Annotated in this window: 15 protein-coding genes and 1 pseudogene; 7 read left to right on the top strand and 9 right to left on the bottom strand. The window is 52.2% G+C overall.

What is annotated here, in order from left to right; translation table 11 throughout:
• Both JUJ53_RS02565 and JUJ53_RS02560 read left to right on the top strand, forming a co-directional pair.
• A partial coding sequence (locus JUJ53_RS02565; RefSeq protein WP_204150409.1) for a transposase occupies positions 1-245 on the top strand: 245 nt, incomplete at its 5' end.
• Positions 205-672 (top strand): hypothetical protein, encoded by a 468-nt coding sequence (locus tag JUJ53_RS02560; protein ID WP_204150408.1) that lies wholly within the window; start codon positions 205-207, stop codon positions 670-672. The genes JUJ53_RS02565 and JUJ53_RS02560, both read left to right, overlap by 41 nt.
• A 243-nt stretch (positions 673-915) precedes the next feature.
• Here JUJ53_RS02560 and rppB read toward each other — a convergent pair.
• The 8 genes and pseudogenes from rppB to JUJ53_RS02520 all read right to left on the bottom strand — a co-directional run.
• A pseudogene (rppB, locus tag JUJ53_RS24995) lies at positions 916-2259 on the bottom strand (two-component system sensor histidine kinase RppB); the annotation flags it as partial.
• Positions 2228-2920 (bottom strand): two-component system response regulator RppA, encoded by a 693-nt coding sequence (rppA, locus tag JUJ53_RS02550; RefSeq protein WP_204150406.1) that lies wholly within the window; start codon positions 2918-2920, stop codon positions 2228-2230. The pseudogene rppB and the gene rppA, both read right to left, overlap by 32 nt.
• A 93-nt stretch (positions 2921-3013) precedes the next feature.
• Positions 3014-3151: a hypothetical protein gene (locus JUJ53_RS02545; protein ID WP_204150405.1), complete on the bottom strand. Its 138-nt coding sequence runs from the start codon at positions 3149-3151 to the stop codon at positions 3014-3016.
• 101 nt (positions 3152-3252) lie between these two features.
• Positions 3253-4533: an efflux RND transporter periplasmic adaptor subunit gene (locus JUJ53_RS02540; RefSeq protein WP_204150404.1), complete on the bottom strand. Its 1281-nt coding sequence runs from the start codon at positions 4531-4533 to the stop codon at positions 3253-3255.
• 71 nt (positions 4534-4604) lie between these two features.
• Positions 4605-5729 (bottom strand): ABC transporter permease, encoded by a 1125-nt coding sequence (locus JUJ53_RS02535; protein ID WP_204150403.1) that lies wholly within the window; start codon positions 5727-5729, stop codon positions 4605-4607.
• A gap of 3 nt (positions 5730-5732) precedes the next feature.
• Positions 5733-6845 (bottom strand): ABC transporter permease, encoded by a 1113-nt coding sequence (locus JUJ53_RS02530; RefSeq protein WP_239124719.1) that lies wholly within the window; start codon positions 6843-6845, stop codon positions 5733-5735.
• On the bottom strand, positions 6842-8827 hold the full coding sequence (locus JUJ53_RS02525) for an ATP-binding cassette domain-containing protein (RefSeq protein WP_204150402.1): 1986 nt from the start codon (positions 8825-8827) through the stop codon (positions 6842-6844). Before JUJ53_RS02525 ends, JUJ53_RS02530 begins: the two co-directional genes overlap by 4 nt.
• Positions 8828-9691: 864 nt before the next feature.
• Positions 9692-10048 (bottom strand): cation-translocating P-type ATPase C-terminal domain-containing protein, encoded by a 357-nt coding sequence (locus JUJ53_RS02520; RefSeq protein ID WP_343327876.1) that lies wholly within the window; start codon positions 10046-10048, stop codon positions 9692-9694.
• A gap of 399 nt (positions 10049-10447) precedes the next feature.
• Here JUJ53_RS02520 and JUJ53_RS02515 point away from each other — a divergent pair, with 399 nt between their 5' ends.
• On the top strand, positions 10448-10831 hold the full coding sequence (locus tag JUJ53_RS02515) for a DUF302 domain-containing protein (protein WP_204150400.1): 384 nt from the start codon (positions 10448-10450) through the stop codon (positions 10829-10831).
• Positions 10832-10887: 56 nt separating this feature from the next.
• Positions 10888-12678 (top strand): alpha-amylase family glycosyl hydrolase, encoded by a 1791-nt coding sequence (locus tag JUJ53_RS02510; protein ID WP_239124718.1) that lies wholly within the window; start codon positions 10888-10890, stop codon positions 12676-12678.
• A gap of 488 nt (positions 12679-13166) precedes the next feature.
• Here the strand turns inward: JUJ53_RS02510 and JUJ53_RS02505 are convergent, their stop codons facing one another.
• On the bottom strand, positions 13167-16820 hold the full coding sequence (locus JUJ53_RS02505) for an NB-ARC domain-containing protein (RefSeq protein ID WP_204150399.1): 3654 nt from the start codon (positions 16818-16820) through the stop codon (positions 13167-13169).
• A 304-nt stretch (positions 16821-17124) separates the two neighbouring features.
• Here JUJ53_RS02505 and JUJ53_RS02500 point away from each other — a divergent pair, with 304 nt between their 5' ends.
• The 3 genes from JUJ53_RS02500 to JUJ53_RS02490 all read left to right on the top strand — a co-directional run bounded on the left by JUJ53_RS02500 (position 17125) and on the right by JUJ53_RS02490 (position 19107).
• Positions 17125-17949, top strand: coding sequence for an alpha/beta hydrolase (locus JUJ53_RS02500; protein WP_204150398.1), 825 nt, complete (start codon positions 17125-17127; stop codon positions 17947-17949).
• A 72-nt stretch (positions 17950-18021) separates the two neighbouring features.
• A complete protein-coding gene (locus tag JUJ53_RS24535) occupies positions 18022-18165 on the top strand; it encodes a helix-turn-helix domain-containing protein (protein ID WP_343327875.1) in 144 nt (47 codons plus the stop codon).
• 45 nt (positions 18166-18210) lie between these two features.
• Entirely contained in the window at positions 18211-19107 is an 897-nt protein-coding gene (locus JUJ53_RS02490) for a pirin family protein (protein WP_204150397.1), read from the top strand.
• Positions 19108-19379 lie beyond the last annotated feature (272 nt).

The raw sequence follows: 19379 nt of genomic DNA, 5'->3' as shown, positions 1-19379 counted from the left end.
GAGATCATCTGTTGCTGTTCTTAACTGATGCGACCGTCCCGCCCACCAATAACGCCAGTGAGCAGGCGTTGCGCTGGAGTGTCGTCTTCCGCAAGGTGACCCATGGCTTTCGTTCGGACTGGGGAGCGGAGTTGTTTGCTCAAGTGCGCTCGCTGGTCAATACAGCAAAGCGTCAGGGCATTTCTGCCTTGGATGCCATTTTGCGTGCTCTTACCTCATCTCAGACCGATTGGCTATTCAGTTGAGCAATTACGTGGTGAGCAAGCTAGCGCTCCTGCAGAGGCTGTTGCCGAAGCACCCGTTGTTGAAGATCAAGCGGCCCCGGAGCCCGCCGCTGGAGGGGATGGGCACACGCAAGTATCCCAAGGGGGACAGGTGATTGAATCTGGCCCATACCATCTAGAACTGCTCACTGCCAATGAAGCGACCGGAGTTCACCTAGATTTCTTCTTACAAAAGGGCGATACCCATGAGCCGATCACCGATGCTAAGGTAATGGCGCAAATTCAGGCTCCTGACGGCACTCAAGAGTCTGTCGAGTTGAGCTATGATGTCGAGGGCGCACACTACACGGCTATGTTGCCTGTTACAGCCGCAGGAGACTATAACGTAGCTATTTTGTCGGATATCGGTGGTGAAAAAGTGAACGGACGGTTCACGTTTACCAAGTAGCACCAAACTCATATGCGATCGCCCTCTTGAGCATTGGGAATGTCAGTCACTGCCGTCTTTCAATCACAAAATGGGGGCAAAATTTCCCTAACGGTGAGGGTGCTACCAACTTTGGGAAGTTTGCTGTCCCCAGCGGTGGGTGCCTTACTGATGAGCCTTTCGACCGTGGTTATGGCGATTAACGCGGTGTTGCTGCGATGGGCGAAGCTGATCTAGGGGCATCCCCGCACTGGCGAGGGGGAGCTTAATGGTAAAGGTACTACCCTTAGAGACGGTACTCTTAACGTGGATGCTGCCGCCGTGGGCCTGAGCGATCGCCAGTGCGATCGACAGACCTAGCCCCGCCCCACCGCTCTGGCGCGATCGATCCTTTTCAATGCGATAAAAGCGATCAAAAATTCGAGGCTGATCGTTGGGGTGAATACCCACCCCGGTATCTTCTACCGTAATTAGGGCGTGCTTATCCACGGCTCTAAGGTAAGTGGTGACTTTGCCGTTGGTAGGAGTATGCTGCAGGGCATTGCTGACCACATTCAGAACCAGGCGGTAGAGCTGCTCCTCGTGACCAATCACCATCAGGGGCGGGGTGGCAGGCTGATCGAGCACTAGGTTAATGTTCTTGGCCATAGACAACGCTGCCATCTCCTCCTCAATATCGTTCAGGATGTTTTGTAGGCAGCAGGAAAAGCCAGGGGCTGTGGTTTGAATATCGAGCCGGGATAGCAGCAGCAGATCGCTGACTAAACGGGTTAAGCGATGGTTTTGGCGGGCAATTACCTGAAGCGTATCTCGCGCCTCGGCATCTGAGATATCTGGCAGTCGAATCACCGACTCGGTAGTAGCCTGAATGGCAGCCAGGGGGGTTCTCAGTTCGTGGGCGGCGTCTGCTGTGAACTGCTGGATGTTGCGGTATGACATTTGCACCGGCTCTAGCGCCACTCCCGCCAGCCACCATCCCGCCGCTGCAATCAAGGCCAGCGCCAAGGGTAAACCTAAGGCCATATTCCAGCGAACAGTAGCTAAGTAGGCTGCAAAGTCGTTAAGCGAACGACCTACCACGACCCGACCCACTAACTGCTGATCATCTAGAGCATACAGAGGCAGAACCACTTGGCGGTAGGGCCGACCGGATGAATCATGCAACGTTTTCCAGAGAGCGGCAGTATCGGGGCTGGATAGCCCTTGGGGGTAATCACCAGCGCTGGCTACTAATTGCCCGTTGGTGCCTAGCACCCGGATATAGTAATTGCCGGAGTATAGGTCATCGGGATGATAGTGGTTTTGGCTGTGCTCAAAGGGGGCCAGGCAGGGATCCCCCGTTAGGCAAAGGTTTGGAAGCAGGTCAGAAGAACCGCTCTCAATCTGACTATTGGCCGTGAGAGATTTCTCTAAGTTATCGTGAACGGCTTCGGCGACCGACTTTAGCTCTCGATCGGCTGCTACCCGATGGGCATGGGCAATGGCCTCATACATGCCCAGGGCACTAATGGCCAAGACGACGGCCATCACACCGGTATACCAACCGGTGAGTTGCCAGCGGCTGCGGCGAAATAGTCTATTCAGTTTTGAACCGGTATCCCATGCCATAGACGGTTTCAATCATGTGGTCACAGTTATACTGCCCCAATTTGCGGCGCAGTAGCCGCACCTGGGCTGCTACGACGTTGCTGATGGGGTCAGCGCCAAATTCCCAAAGCTGGTTGAGCACCTGCTCTTGGGTAAGAATCTGATCGGGGTGCTCCATCAAATATTGCAGAAGCTGAAACTCTTTTTGGGTCAGTGACATCGTCTGCTCAGCAGCGGTGCCACTATAAAGAAGAGCAATTCTGCGATCGCAATCCAGCGTCAGTGGCCCAACTTGAATTTGAGCCGGTTTAAAGTCAGCGGGGCGACGTCTCAAAGCCCGCAACCGGGCCAGCAGTTCATCCATGCTAAAGGGTTTGACCAGATAGTCGTCGGCCCCGGCATCGAGCCCTGCAATGCGGTCTTCGATGCGATCGTTTGCGGTCAGCATGAGAATCGGGAGAGCATTCTGCTGCGCCCGTAGCCAGCGACAAATCTCCAGACCATTTAGCCCCGGCAGCATCCAGTCAAGTACTCCCAACACGTAAGTGACAGTACTGCTCTCCAGATAGGTCAGCGCTTCATCCCCAGACTGCACCCAGTCCACCACGTAGGCTTCTTGGGTCAGCGTGCGCTTAATCGCTCGTCCTAGGTCGGGCTCATCTTCAACCAGCAAAATACGCATTAATCATTGCTCAAGCTATAGGCAGAAGCGGTAGCAGCAAGTAGCTGCACAACATTGCTACCCAAAAATACGCTACCCAAAAATACCACCTGATCATGAAACCACAATGAAATCGAGCACGGCAGCATTGCTACTCCAGTCAGTGCAGAGACCTTGAAAGAAACCCGGCTTTTCGGTCATGGCTGCGATGCGAAAAGCATTGACCGCTCGATGGCTCATGCGACAAGTCATGGTGGAGCTTTTTCGTTTGCTCCCCGAAACGGCACTGCCCGGACGTAACCCGAGCTAGGAGGTAAAACATAGATTTGGGTCTACACAATCTTGGTGTCGTCTTATGGTGCTAGCAAGATTTCGGCATCCGCAGGCATCCCCGGTTTGGCAAAACCACTCGGTTGGTCAATGCTTAGTTTTACACCAAATACTTGCTCTACGCGATCGCTTTGGAAATAGACATTTTCGGGTGTAAAAGATGCATTGGTATCAATGGCGATCACCGTTGCACTGAGAGGATGTTGATGGTGCGGATCATTGTCGAGATAGACTCTGGTTGCTTGCCCAACCCGAATTTGGGCGATCTGCCCGCCTGGAATGAACCCCCGCATATAAACCTGATCTAAGTCTACGATTCGCAGGAGGGGGCGGCTGGGCAGCACGACGGTGCCTGGTTCGACGCTACGGGTGGTAACGACCCCATCGATCGGGCTATAGACCGTCAAATGTTGCAAACGGCTCTGGATGAGCTGTCGGTTTGCCTCTGCGGTTTGGACATCGGCTTGCGCCCCCAACAACACGACCCGGGCTTGGTCTACCTGAGCTTGCAAACGGCTAATAGTTGTTTCCTGGCGATTTGGATTCAGCGTTGTGGTTTGGGCTTGGGTTAATTTCCCTTCCGCAATTTCGATCGCATGACGAGCAACCTCCACCGCAGCCTGACGACTGTGAAGTGCAGCCTGGGCTGTGTTCAGCACGGTTTGTGCCAAATCAGCGCGTTGTTGGGTTTCGGCACCTAGACTGGCCAGGCTCACAAAGCGATCGCGATCGACCCGCGCCTGTTCTAGCAACGCGATCGCTTCTTCGACTCGGGCTTGTTCCTGCGTTACAGCAGCCCGTGCTGTCGCCACCAAAGCCTCGGCTTCGGCAACTTGTCCCGTCGTATTGCCTTCCGCCTGCTGGAGGTTCAGCCTTGCATCTGCCACTTGGCTCTCTAGCACCACAATTTGTAGACGAGCTGCTGCTTCACGTTGTTTCGCCGCCTCAACCTGTGACTGAGCGGCTACCAACTCAGACTGTAATTCATCGTCGTCTAGACGCACCAACACTTGCCCCTGGGTGACGGTGGCTCCTTCGCGAACGGTGACTTCCTCAACCCGACCCGCTCCTTTCGTGCTGACATCCGTTTCATAGCCCTCAATGCGCCCACTCAACTGAATCAGGTTATTGGGTTGAGAACGGAGCCATAGATACCAGAGTCCAGTGCCGATGGCGGCGATCGCGACTAATCCGACGAGAATCCAGACCCAATGGCGAGACGTGGGTTTGGGCGCAGGGGGCTGGGGAGTTTCGGGCGGTTGGGGTTCTGTAGCCAGTTTCGGTGAAGTTTTTAACTGAGTCATGTTGAGGCGCATCCTTCAATTAGAGATAGAAAAACGTAGGATTGGAAAAGAGCTGAAAAAATGGATGAGTGTTAACTGAGCTGTCTGCGATAACGATTGGCGCTGATCAGGAGAGTGGCGATCGCAAACAAAAGCATGGCGATCGCGTGTAGCCACCAGACCTCCAGCCCCGTACCCTTGAGTAAGATGCCGCGCAGAATGACCAGGTAATGATACAAGGGATTAATTTTGGCAATCCAACGAAAGAGCAGGGGCATACTGTTAACGGATGTGACAGCGCCCCCTAATAAAATGATTGGGATATTTAAAAAGATGCCAACTAAAATTGTTTGCAATTTGTTATTAGAAAAGGTAGAAATCGCCAGTCCAATTGCTACACCAATTTGGATGTAGAGCATCGAGAATATTAACAACAGCAGCAGATTGCCGCGAAAGGGCAGTTGAAATACCCCATAGGCAACGGCAAAGCACATCAGCAAGGTGCCTGTGAGCAGCCCGGAAATAGGTACGATTTTGGAAATAAGAATGGCTGTAGACGCGACAGGAGTCATCAGGAGTTGCTCTAAGGTTCCCTGATCCTTTTCCCGCACTGCTTCCACAGCGGCTGCCAGGATTGCGCTCAACGTTAGGATCGTGCCAATCACACCAGGGACAAAGAACCAGCTATCGAGCGTTCCGGGATTGTAACGAAAGCGAATATCTGCCTGCATGGGAACGGCTAATGGCGTTGATAGGGGTTGGTTTTGCGCCAGCAGAGTTAAGTTAAATTGAGTGGTAATCTGAGCCACATATCCCTTGGCTAGACCAGAGCTGTAAGCATTAATGCCATCGATGGCGATCGCCACTTCTGATGTGCCGGTTTGCAACAGATCGCGGCTGAAGGTGGAGGGAATGATCAACCCAGCATCGACGTGCCCCTGTTCAATGTGTTGCGTCAGGTTTTGCTGGTCATAGGTGTAGCTCTTCGCAAGAAACACCTGATTGGCCGTGAAGGCATCGACTAGATCACGACTGAGCGCAACCTGATTTTGATCCAAAACGCCCAGCCGGAGGTGGGAGATATTGGAGTTGAGGACATAGCCAAAAATCACCATTGAAAGGATGGGGGCGATCGTCAGGAAAATCACCAGTTGACGATTTCGCAATAACTCCGTGGATTCTTTAATCAGGAGAGCCAAGAGACGACGATTCAGCATAAATTAACTCGCTAGTTGCATCCGACGCATACCCCACCAGGCAAGCCCAAACTCAGCCAGTCCCAAGATCAGCATGGCAAGAATCAAAGACCATGTGCCAAACCACCCCGATCCCCGCACAAATACATCCCGACAGAGTTCGATGTAATAGCGCACAGGCACCAGATAGGATGCAATCGAAAACGGAAAGGGCACACTATTGAGCGGAAATAGAAACCCTGCCAGGAGAAATGCGGTTAACACTTTAATGGTGCCGATCGCCTGCACCGCTGCACTCTGGGTCGTGGTAAAAATGCCAATGATCAACCCCAACTGCACACCCGCTAACAGAAACACCGGGGTGCCAAGCAGCAGAGGGAATGGATCGCCGACCAATCGAACGCCAAAGCACAGGAAACCCACGATAAACAGCAGGAGCGCTTCCCCTAGCCCCACAGCGATGTAGGCCAGGGATTTGCCGATTAGCAGTTCCAAGGCGCTGAGGCTGGAGGCATACAGTTGCAGCATCGTACCCTGTTCTTTTTCCCGCACCAGGGCGATCGCAATCAAGAGCGGTGGGAAAATGGCCAGGATTACCCCATAACTTCCTGGCACAATGAACAGGGATTCTTCCCGGCCTGGGTTAAACCACAGCCGCACCTGAGCCACGATACCCAAGGTTTTGGATAGTTCCCCCAACTGTTCTTGCACAACCGCCAGGGTGGTTCCTTTGATAGCCAGGTCGATCACACGGGCATTGATGGTGTCGCTACCATCGATCACCACCTCCACAGTACCTGTTCTCCCTGCCGCCGCATCGGCTGCAAACCCCGCAGGAATGGTAATTTGGACTTGAGCCGTGCCGCGATCGAGGGCATCCGGAAAGCGTCGCCCTTGCCACTCCGCTGGAACAAAGAGATTGGTGGCATAGAGTCGTTCGATATAGCTGCGACTTAGCGTCGTTTGATCTAAATCGCGCGCCACCAGCGGGATATTTTTAGCCTCCAGGCGAATCGCAAAGCCAATAATCAATAAGGCAATGACAGGTAGAATGAACGCCAGTGCCACCCCTAAGCGATCGCGCTGAAACTGCTGCAATTCTTTGAAAAACTGATTGCGAATCCGGCGAATGATCATGGCGGTGCGCCTCCGGCTCGTTGAACTTCGCCAATAAAGGCATCTTCTAGTGAAAAGGCAATGGGTTGAGCTTCACTGAGAGGTAACTGGGCTTGTTCGAGCCGCGATCGCACCTGGGGTAATTCCTGATTGGGATCGTCCAAAACAACGTGGAGGCGATCGCCAAAAATAGAGACGCGCCAGGGTTCCAGGTGTTGTCGCAGGCAATCATAACTGGCTTGCAGTTGCCCCACCCGCAATTCAAATAACTGACCGGGTTGAGCCGCTTTAATGGCGCTTGCCGACCCCTCTGCCACCTTGCGACCCGCTACCATAAAACACATCCGGTTGCACTGTTCCGCCTCATTCATGTAATGCGTTGTGACCAGAATCGCGGTGCCATTGCGGGCAAAGTCGTTGATCAGTTGCCAGAACTGCTTTCGGGCTAGCACATCCACGCCAGAAGTGGGCTCATCGAGAAATAACAGCGTCGGTTCATGCATGACCGAGGCACCAAACGCAACCCGCTGTTTCCATCCCCCCGGTAATTGCCGAGTCAGCAGATGGGACTGGTCTTCCAAGCCACAAATCGAGAGCACCCAGCCAATCTTTTCCTGCCTTTGTCGAGCCGAAAGACCATAGACTCCACTGTAAAACTGCAAATTTTCGAGAATGGTCAAATCATCGTAGAGGGTAAACTTCTGGCTCATGTAGCCAATCTGCTGGCGCAGGGCCGCACTCCGCAGATCGCCCGTTTCCCCGGCGATCGCAATGTCTCCTGAACTGATCGGCAAGAGCCCACACAGCATCTTAATCATGGTGGTTTTGCCCGCTCCATTTGCGCCCAGCAAGCCATACACTTCGCCATAGTGAATGTCTATATCTAGATCGACCACCGCGTGAAATGCCCCAAAGACACGGTTGAGGTGACGGGCAGAGATAGCGATGGCAGAGGTAGATGGGTGGGTGGATGGGTGGGTAGATGGGGGCGATCGCGGAAATGAAATGAATGGAGGAACGCCCCCTTTTCGTTGCAGCAGGGTTGTAAACACATTCTCTAGCGTGGGTGCTTCGGCTTGAATGCGATCGCAGCTCACGTCATTTTGCACGAGGCGATCGCGCACCAACTCTTCCCCATGCTTAGCATCGTTGACGAGTACTTCAATGCGATCGCCAAAGGTCGATACTTCAGCAAGTTGTACGGCGCTTGACCCGTGATCGACCAGCGGCAGTAAGGCCTGTTCAGCGTTTACTAATTCAGTCGTCCGAATCACCAACCGTTGCAGCCCCAACTCTGCTTTTAGGCTGGCGGGCGTGCCCACTTGCTGGATTTGTCCGTCATAAATTAACGCTACGCGATCGCATCGTTCGGCTTCATCTAAATCAGGAGTCGCCACTACAACCGTAATCCCTTGAGCAGTTAAGCTTGCCAGAATATCCCAAAATTCCCGGCGAGCAATCGTATCAACGCCTGTGGTGGGTTCATCGAGCAACAGGACTTGGGGTTCAGCGATCAGCGCACAACAAAGGGCAAGTTTCTGTCTCATACCCCCCGATAGTTGTCCAGCAAGGCGATCGCAAAACGGATCTAATTGCATGAGTTTGAGATACCGATTGCGGCGGGTCTCCAGTTCTTGTTCTGGGACTAGTCGCAGTCCGGCACTGTAGTTAATATTTTCCATCACACTCAAGTCAGCGTAGAGAGAAAACTGCTGGGTGAGGTAGCCCATATCGTTGCGGGCATCCCGAGCGGGCAATCCCAAAATAGTTGCCTCCCCAGCCGTTGCCTCCATCACGCCACCCAGAATATTAAAGGTGGTGGTTTTGCCCGCTCCGTCGGGGCCAATCAAACCAAACAGCTCGCCCCGATTAACGTCTAGATTGAGTCCGCGAATGGCAGCCGTCTTACCGTAGTGTTTGTATAAACCTTGAATACAGATGGTGATATCTGCAAGGGTGGGAAAAGTCGTTGCGATCGCTGAATGTTCAAGGGAAACAGGCATAGAAAAAGCCACGGTATGTTGAACAAAATTAGCTGAAATGAGCAGCGGACAGAGCCTTAAAAGAGAAATTGTCCTAAGGAATGAGACTGAAATAATATCGACTTTTGTAATGGCATAACACAGCTAACGTAGTGTATTAGAGAAACCTGAAAAGCATATTTCAAGAAGACTTGCGATTATTCCCTAATGCATTATGTTAACTGTGTGGCGTTGCTGAATGGCAGTATGATTCCGCAACATGTTGCATGGAGGTTCAGATCCTGTAGCTAGAGGTTCATCTCTCAGTTCAGCAACACCAACAGTGTTATACCACTATGAAAATCGCAGCTTATTCAATCCACGATCCTAAATCACTACGATAGTGATACCGCCACGCGATCGAGGAATGTACGTAGACTTAGGACATCACGTTGGCTTCTACAGCTATCCCTTTTATTTTTTGAACCGCGTCAACGCACGTTCCCAAATAGTGGAGTGCATTGTGACTAACTTACTTCTTTGGAACTTCCGTAGCCGCTTCTACATCCAGCCTGGAGGCGATCGCCTCCAAAGTGGCTTTTTCAGCTTCTTCCATCATCGCTACCTGGCTGTTTGACACAAGTGCCTCAAAGCCTCATTCTGGCGCTAATCGGCGTCCCTAAGTTGCGAGATTGAGATCGATGGCTGAAAGCCCTGATGTGAGGCACTTACAAGATCTGCAGTTTATGAGAATTCAAGGGTTTGACATAGACGTGCCAGATAGTCAGGATATTTCATCTATTATTGTTAGATTTCCAGTAATTATCAGTGTGACAGCCTAATGGTTGATATCAGGGTTGATTTGTTGCTTGAATGAACCAATTAATCGCGAAGTTTGGATCGAGTCTACTCCCTCTGTTGCCGCCGAGTGAACCACTTTTCTGGCGCGATCGCCCAAAAGATGATAGTGCTCAATCCAACACAAATCTCAAGATCGATGGCAGACAGTGATGTTGTTTGGAACAGGGGTTGCAAAACCGGACTATACATTACGGACATTGGTAGCCCAATGGTTAGCACAACAGCGGCTAAAAGCGGTTTGTTGGAAAACAGCCCCAAACGAAACAGCGAATCTCGATCAACGTATCGCTTCAGCCAGCTCAACTCGTGATAAGGTAAGCGTTGTAAATACATCGTCTGCCAATTTGCCTGCTCTGTAGACCAGTTGTGATAGGCAATGGCCAGCAAAAGTAATCCCAGCAAGAGTCCAATCTAAACAAGTTCCCGACCGACTCCACAATTAAACACACTCCCATATCAAGTCGGCTTGAATTGGATAGCGTCGGTGATGAAAACAGCACACATAACATTGGAAGCCAGCAAAGATCTCCTTCTCTAAAAAATGTTGACCGTCTATTGGTTATTTCTTGGAGTGATTTGGTTGATTTGGTTGACTTTGATATCAAATGTAAGAAAAGGATATTAGAGATAGAGCTTTAATGGAGGGGAGGGGCAATGGCTAAGGCTAAAGTTTAGGGTTCGATCAGGCGATCGCCACTCTTCCTATCTCTCTTAGCTTCCTTTTAGCTTAAGCGCTATATATTCATGCCTGAAAGTAACGTTGCAAAACTGTATCAGATATTTCTTTAGTGAGGCCATTGCATGTACTACATTGTCGAAACCCCCAAAACGTTTGACCAGGCAGCAAAAGATCTGGCGGCAGCGGTGACGAGTCATGGCTTCGGGGTGCTCCACATCCACGATTTAGGTGCTACTCTGCGCGGTAAAGGGATTGACTTTGCCGAAGACTGTCAGGTGTTTGAAGTCTGCAATCCAGGACAGGCTGCCCAGATGTTAGCCACCGATATGCGGCTAAACATGGCGTTGCCCTGTCGCATCTCAGTGTTTACAGAAAAGGGCACCACCAAGATTGGTCTAATTAAACCAGGGCCAATGCTGTCTGCTCTGTCAGACAATGCAGAACTGGTGCAGGTTGCCCAAGCGGTTGAGGAAAAAACCATTCAGATGGTTGATGCTGCAATCTGAGCGATCGCAAATTATGCCCAACCCTGGAGGACAGCCCTGTAGTGAAGAAATCAACCATGAGTAAGGCCAAGACGATCAAGGGCATCGGCTCGATTCTCCACCACAAAGGGGTGGCCTTTCGCCTGTGGGCACCCCACGCCCAAAAGGTCTCCGTCATTGGCTCCTTCAACAACTGGAACGGCACCAAGCACAACATGCGGGCCGAGCCAGACGGTTACTGGTACATCAACATCCCCAAGGTTCAAGCGGGCGATCCGTATCGGTTTTTGTTGACTACCCCCCAGGGCGAGTTTCAGCGCATTGACCCCTACGCCCGCGAGGTGACCAGTTCGGTGGGCAATGCCATCGTCCACGACCCCAGCTTTGACTGGCAGGGCGACGACTTTCATATCGCCCCATGGAATGAACTGGTGATCTACGAACTCCACGTCGGCACCTTCAACGATCTGGAAGACGAGAACCATTCGGGCCAGTTTTCTTCGGTGTCGGCGCGGCTGGGGTATTTAAAGAAGCTGGGCGTCAATGCCATTCAAATTATGCCCATTGGCGAGTTTGCGGGCGATCGCTCCTGGGGGTACAACCCCGCCCATATCTTCTCGGTCGAGATCACCTACGGGGGGCCGCTGGCATTTAAGCGGTTTGTTAAACGCGCGCACCAGGCGGGCATCGCCGTGATTCTCGACGTGGTTTATAACCATCTTGGGCCCAGCGACCTAGACCTGTGGCAGTTTGATGGTTGGAGCGAAAACAATCGGGGCGGCATCTACTTTTACAACGACAACCGAGCCGCCACCCCCTGGGGAGAAACCCGCCCCGACTACGGCCGGGGCGAGGTGCGCCAATACCTCTCCGATAACGCTCTGATGTGGTTTGAGGAATACCGCGTCGATGGGCTACGCTTTGACGCCACCCAGTTTATCCGCACCTTCCAGGCTGAGGATGTACGGGATTTGCCCGAGGGCTGGAGCCTGCTCCAGTGGATAAACAGCCAAATTGTGCAGAAATACCCCGGCCGCATCTCCATTGCCGAAGATCTGCAAAATAACCGATGGCTGACTAAAGACGTGGGGGCGGGCGGGGCCGGGTTTGGCAGCCAGTGGGATGCTAACTTCGTGCACACTATTCGCCAGGCGGTGATTGCCGTTGAGGATGGGCAGCGATCGCTGATCGCCATTCGCAATGCCATTCAGTACCGCTACAACGACAACGCCTTCGACCGGGTGATCTACAGCGAATCTCACGATGAGGTGGCCAACGGCAAGGCGCGGGTCCCCCAGGAGATCAGCCCTAGCGACCCCAAGGGCTGGTACGCCCGCAAGCGATCAACCCTGGCGGCGGCGATGGTGTTTACCGCCCCTGGCATTCCCATGCTGTTTCAGGGACAAGAATTTCTTGAAGGCGGCTGGTTTCGCGATACCGTGCCCGTTGATTGGGATCAGCGCGATGAGTTTCACGGCATTGTGCGGCTCTACCGCGACCTGATTGGGCTGCGGCTCAACCGCGATGGCCTGACCCACGGGCTATGCGGCCAGTTCACCCAGGTCTACCACCTCAACGACGATCGCAAGGTGATCGCCTTTCACCGTTGGGATCAGGGTGGCCCCGGCGATGATGTGGTGGTGGTAGCCAACTTTTTCCACGATGCCCAGGATGGCTACACCCTTGGCTTCCCAGCAGGGGGCACCTGGCGGCTGCGGTTTAACAGCGATTGGCAGGGCTACAGCGATGACTTTGGCAACCACCCCAGCACCGATGCGACCGCAGATGAGGGCGATCGCGACGGGCTACCCTGGCACGGGACGGTGTCCATTGGCCCCTACTCTGTGCTGATTTTTTCCCAGGAGTAGGGCTGGCTGGGGCTGGCGGCCCGGCGGGGCGATCAGGCGTTTTTAACCCTGCTAAACGCTGTTTAGTCGAAGCTCGTCTTGCCAACCATCAGCCGATTGCAATGAGCGATCAGGCTGCGACCGGAGAACAATCTGTCAGTGGTGCGGCGGAGAAAATGAAACATTTGCTGAACACTACCCTCTGGCAGTTCATCCATCACTACAATGCATCATTACTTGCGTAGCACTACCGAATTCGTACCGTTTCTGATCCGGTTGCCCATCCAAAGTCTATCCATGCGGTTGAGCGATCGCAGGCATCTCAGGTGCAGCCATCATGCTGTCGTCCAATAGTTCAATAACCTCAGTTCGGGTTAAGCCGAGTGAGGTTAGATTATGGTTTCGGTATGGGTTCAGTCTGCAAGACGGCTCCCCATTTCACCACGCAAGATCTGCAAGTTAAGCACAGAGTTAAGATGTTCGCGTCGCGCACCCAAAGGGCATTCGCTTCACAGGGCGATCGCTCCTAATGCTTTCAACGTCGCCTCTTGAGCTTTTGTCAATCCGATCGCGCCCTGAATATTCATGCCTTCATACAGCCGATCGACCATCAAGGTCTGAATGCAGCGTCCAGTGGCCACATCCCACACCTTAATCGTGCGATCGTCACTGCCACTCACTAAAAACTGACCATCTGGGCTAAAGTTGACCGCCGTCACCCAACTGGTGTGCTCATGCAAGACGTTCAAACAAGCTCCAGTTTGCAGATTCCAGAGCCGAATCGTCTGATCACCACTGCCACTCGCTAATTTCTGACCATCCGGGCTGACGGCAACCGACCAGATCCCACCCGTATGTCCCCGCAAGACATTTACACTTTCGCCAGTTTGCAGATTCCAGACTCGGATGGTTTGATCAAAACTACCGCTGATTAACTGCTGATCGTGGGCTGCAAATGCCAGGGCGAAAACGCCTCCTGTATGCCCCTGAAATATATGCCGACAAACCCCAGTTTGGACATCCCACAGTCGAATCGTTTGCTCAGAACTGCCACTCGCCAAGTGTTGATTGTCATCATCAAAGGCGATCGCGCACACATTGTGTTTGTGCCCCTCCAGCACTTGCAAGCATCGATGGGTTTTGACATCCCATAGTCGCACCGATTCGTCTTTGCTACCGCTGGCCAGAACATTCCCGGTTGCATCAAAAGCGACCGTCCATACAGGCGCATCATGACCAACCCACTGATGCAGCAAACCCATGGACACATTCCATAACAGCAGCGAACCGTCCTGTCCATTTGTCGCGACAGTTTGACCATCTGGGCTAAAGCTTAGGGAAGAAACCCAACTGGTTAACGGAGATGTTAAACCCGTTCGTCTCTGCAAAATTTTGTCGGGGCGTGAGGGGGAGAGGTTGGCATCAAACCGCAACTGCCACAGGTAAATGGCTTCATCCAAACCCCGGCTTGCCAGAGTTGTTCCATTCGGACTGAGGCTGAGAGAACGAATGCCGCTAGTACAACCACACCATGTTTTGAGGCTTTGTCCTTGCAAATTCCACAACCGCACGGTTTGATCCTGGCTCGCACTGACCAGGAGTTGCCCCCGAAGGGCGATCGCCAGCACATCATCCGTATGGCCATCTAAAACATTAGTGCATTGCAACCCTTGCACATGCCAAAGGCGCAGCGTGCCGTCATCACTCCCTGTCGCCAGAATACGACCATCTGAGCTAAACGCCATTCCCCAAACACCACCGGTATGGCCAGACAACACCGTTGAACTCACCCTAGATGGATGACGACTCGTAACCGTCTGCCCGTGCCAAAGTCGAATTGACCCGTCAAAACTACCACTGGCGAGGAGTTGACCATTGGGGCTGTAACGCACACAATGAACCCCCTCACCATAGCCTTGCAATACATTCAGACAGGTTCCACTGCTCGTGTTCCAAATCCGCACCGATTCGTCTTTGCTACCGCTGGCTAGGGTTTGGTTATCCGGTGAGAAGTGGACAGAATAAACGTTTTTAGTATGCCCTTGCAGAACATGAAGACAATCTCCCTGAAGATTCCACACTCTTACCGTTTGGTCATCACTGCTGCTGGCTAAGCGGTGCCCATCCGGGCTAAAGGTCACCGACCAAACGCAGCCTGTATGCTCGGTAGCCACCCATAAACACTGACCGCTCTCCACATCCCATAGCCGCACCGACGTGTCACTACCGCTACTGGCTAGCTGGCGACCATCGGGACTAAAAGCCACACACCAGACCCAACTTGTATGGCCCACAAACGTTGCCAGTAATTGAGTGGTTGCGATCTGCCAAAGATAGATCAGCCCAGTGGAATCTCCCACGGCCACAATCTGTCCATCTGGGCTAAGGTCGATCGACATGGCGCTATTTAAGCTCTCGGAAAAAATGGATTGGGTCAAATCGGCATCTTTAAAGTTGACTCCGGCTAAGTTGACCTGCCGCAAGTCAGCTTGCTGCACAACCAGCCCTGAAAAGTCGGAGCCTCGCAAATCGACCTGAAGCTGTACCAACAGATTGATCAGATTACCTGCGGCATAGCCTGCTCTAGAACTGGATGGGTGTTGTTGCTGGGCGAGGAGTAATTTTGCTCTGGCTTCCACCTCTAATGCATTGGGATAGGAGGATAATAGCCACTCGATCATAGGCTGCATGATCAGTCGCAATTGAATCTCTCGAACATAATCTTTGGCCCGGACGCGAATTAAGGAATGGCTTTGCCATACATCTAGCTGCCGCGTTGTAAATTCGGTGCAAAGCCGTTGAATCAATCGCTCTGTCACATATTCCATGACAACAGGCTGGAGAAAGAAAGCTCCCTCTTTTTTTTGCGCAGGCTTTGCCTTCTCGATGAGAGATCGCCGGAGTAGGGAATTGATGTGTTGAGGAACGCTTTGCTGCTGTACAACTCCCATCACACTATTTTGAATGTCTGTGAGGGTCAGAGGTTCATGGTGAATAGCAAACCAAAATAATGTTTTTTGTTCAGCTTCGGATAAGCGACTGAACTGGCGATCGAGTAAATCACGGATATCTTCAAAGATCAGGATTCTCTGACTGAGGTACGCTAAAAAATCATGAATACTGCTGTTGAATAAATCCTGGGTGGCAGATGCGACCATCTTTAGCGCTAGGGGATTGCCGCCATAGTGATTCACCAAGTCCTGCCATTCTGCTTCTGAGCCTGTAAATATGCCCTTTTGTCGGAAAATGGCGCGTCCATCGTCAGGCGTTAGTCCGCTGAGCGGCAACGTTTTAACCAGGCTTTGTTCTCCTTCCATCAAAGCCATTACGCGGGGTTTCTCGCGGCTGGTAAGTAATAGACAGCTTTGGTGAGGTATTTCACCCAGCATTCTCAAAAATTGCCCGTAGGCTTCATAACCCGATCGCCACTGCCCCACCTGGTCACTCTGCAAAATAGTTTCAGCGTTGTCTAAAATGAGCAGACATCGCTGCGATCGCAAGTATTCCATCACCTTAGATAACTTGCCATCCAGTGAAGCAGGAATAATTGGATCATCCCCTTGAAGCGGCATCAAAAATTTCAGCAGACTGGTTAGCAGGTCATCAAAGGAGGGTGCGTTGGCCAGCGATCGCCACACCACCACCTCAAACTCAGACTGCATTTGCAGGGCTGCTTTGACGGCGATCGTACTTTTGCCAATGCCGCCAATGCCAAACAGTCCTACCACGCGGCAGCGATCGGCCACCATCCACTGCCACAGCTGGGCCAGCTCGGCCTCGCGTCCGTAAAACACCGAAGCATCGGCTGCGTTATCCCAATCCTGCCAGGCATTGCTTCGCGGTAGCGCTGAGGGTGCGGCAAGGGTAGAAGGCGTCGTATAGTCGGCGCTCGTCAACTCCAGCCCAAAGGCTTGAAAGAGTAGTTCCAGGGATTGGCGATCGACCCCCAGTTCACGTTTGATAATACGAGCCAGGGTATTGAGGGATAGACCAGTGCGATGACTCAGCTCTTCCTGGGTAAACCGCTTACCCCAACCCTCGGTAGATTCGGCTTGCTGTTTAACCGTTTGCCACCGCTGCCAACCTTGGGGTGAAAGGGCGACGCCTCGCACCCGCTTAGGAGGTCTGCGATCGCGCTTTGATCGTTTCGGGTTGGCATCCATAGATCAGTATCGGTTCGAAAGAGCAAAGCGAGCCTATATACCAGTCTTTTCTGCCTAAGGGGAAGAACCAGGCTGCCAGGGCATTTCTAGCAACCATAGCCTGCGTTGATTAAAAAATTTATTAGCAAAACTTATCAGTCAAAATCTCTCTGCCTGAAGGATATCACGCCCATTTCCATAAGTCACGTGCTAACTCAACGATTTTGAGTGGGCCGAAAAGGTATGTGGCTGAAGAATGGGGACATATCAGCAACCTAATGACCCTTTTCATTTCTACTCTTAATTTATCCCCAAGGAAAATGTCATGGCAACACTCACCACCCAAGATGGTACTCAACTCTATTACAAAGACTGGGGCGCAGGTCAGCCCGTTGTCTTTAGCCACGGCTGGCCCCTGAATTCTGACAGTTGGGAAGCGCAGATGCTGTTTCTGTCCGACCATGGATTTCGGGCGATCGCCCACGACCGCCGCGGCCACGGACGATCAAGCCAGCCCTGGAACGGCAATGAGATGAATACCTATGCTGACGACCTGGCCACGCTGATCAACACCCTAGGCCTAACTGATGCCACGCTGATTGGCTTTTCAACTGGCGGCGGCGAGGTGGCTCGCTACATCGGTCGTCATGGCACCCGTCGAGTTTCTAAGGCAGCGCTGATCTCGGCGATCCCTCCGTTAATGGTGAAAACGGAGGACAATCCCGATGGTCTGCCCATTGAGGTGTTCGACGGGCTGCGGACGGGCTCCCTTGCCGATCGCTCCCAGCTCTACCGCGACCTGGCCAGCGGCCCCTTCTTTGGCTTCAACCGTCCTGGAGCCAAAGTTTCCCAAGGCATGATCGACTGGTTTTGGCTCCAGGGCATGCAGGCGGGCCACAAGAACGCCTTCGACTGCATCAAAGCTTTCTCTGAAACTGATTTCACTGAAGACCTGAAAAAGTTTGACGTGCCCACGCTCATCCTGCACGGTGATGATGACCAGATTGTGCCGATTGGAGCTGCTGCGATCGCCGCTGCAAAATTAGTGAAAAATTCCACCCTGAAAATTTATCCTCGCGCACCTCATGGACTAACCGACACCCACAAAGATCAACTCAATGCTGACCTGTTGTCATTCCTTAAAAATTAACGCTGGATAGTTAGAAAACGTCCAAATCAGAGCGATGAACATCGATGTTGTCGAAAACGGATTTGGCGATACGTGCTACGCACAAGCTGCGCTAACGCAGACATCGCCTTACACGTCGGCTTTTCCAGGCAAAGCCATTTGACACAGCAGTTTAAGCGACTTGCTGGAGTAACACCTAAACAGGCTCGCCAATATGATAAGAATCTGACAAACTGACCTAAGAATCTAAAAACCGTTTCGTTACCAATTGTGGAGACTATCATGGTAGATTTCATTCAGCATATTATCGCGCCCCATATCCAAGATTTAGGAGGGTTGCAGGCCCGTCGTCTGCTGCCTTCAGACGTTCTTACTCTGGTAGGCCCGTTTATCTTTTTTGACCATATTGGGCCTGCTACATTTCCACCTGGCAAGGGTGTTGATGTCAGACCCCATCCGCACATCAATCTGGCAACCGTCACCTACCTATTTGAAGGTGTTTTGATGCACCGTGATAGCGTAGGCAGCGTCCAAGCGATTCGTCCCGGCGATGTAAACTGGATGACCGCTGGCAGAGGAATTGTCCATTCCGAACGAACCCCTGACTATGAGCGCAGTATTGAAACAACGCTGCACGGAATCCAAACTTGGATCGCCCTGCCGGATGAGCATGAGGAGACAGATCCCTGGTTTCGGCATCACCCCGCTGCCGAGTTGCCTACTTGGGAAGAGGACGACATCTCCTTCACTCTAATTGCCGGTGAGGCTTATGGTCGTGTTTCTCCAGTGCAAACCTTTTCACCGATGATTTATCTAGATGTACAGCTAGCTGGGGGAGCACAGTTTACATTGCCAGATGGCTATCGTGAGCAGGCTGTTTACAGCGTGACTGAAGGGTTGAAAATTAATGATGTTCCGCTGGAGAAGCACCGGCTAGCTGTGTTGACTTCTGGCACGGCAGCTCGCATATCTGCTGAACAGGATGCTCGCTGTATTGTCGTTGGGGGAGAGCCTGTTGGAAAACGAGATAAGTGGTGGAATTTCGTTTCCAGCCGTCATGATCGCATTGAACAGGCCAAGCAAGATTGGCAAGCGGGCCGATTTGATCAAGTTCCCCAAGAAACAGAATTTATTCCCTTACCTCAGGAGATAACTACTCGTAAAGAACAGCCGTTGTAGCCTGTCTAAACGTTGAAAGGTTGAACAACTATTCGCACTTGATGAGAAAATAACCTGACGAAGCCATTTTGAGCGGCAGTTGCCCGTTAAATTCCCATTCGATACATCAACGATTATGGGGTGAAACTCCTGGACTAAGAAGAACATGAGATTTTAGGGCAATCCTTATCTTACTAGGCATGAGCGAACGGGCGGAGCGCATCGACGCACAACCCATGATTAGGAATCAACCTGGATCAGGAACAGAGATACTTGTTACCGTTAATCGGGAG

It is taken from the genome of Leptolyngbya sp. CCY15150, assembly GCF_016888135.1.
In the GTDB taxonomy this organism is placed as follows: Bacteria; Cyanobacteriota; Cyanobacteriia; order RECH01; family RECH01; genus RECH01.
The sequence above is the reverse complement of the archived record's forward strand: the minus strand, read 5'-3'. Positions and strand labels throughout refer to the sequence as shown.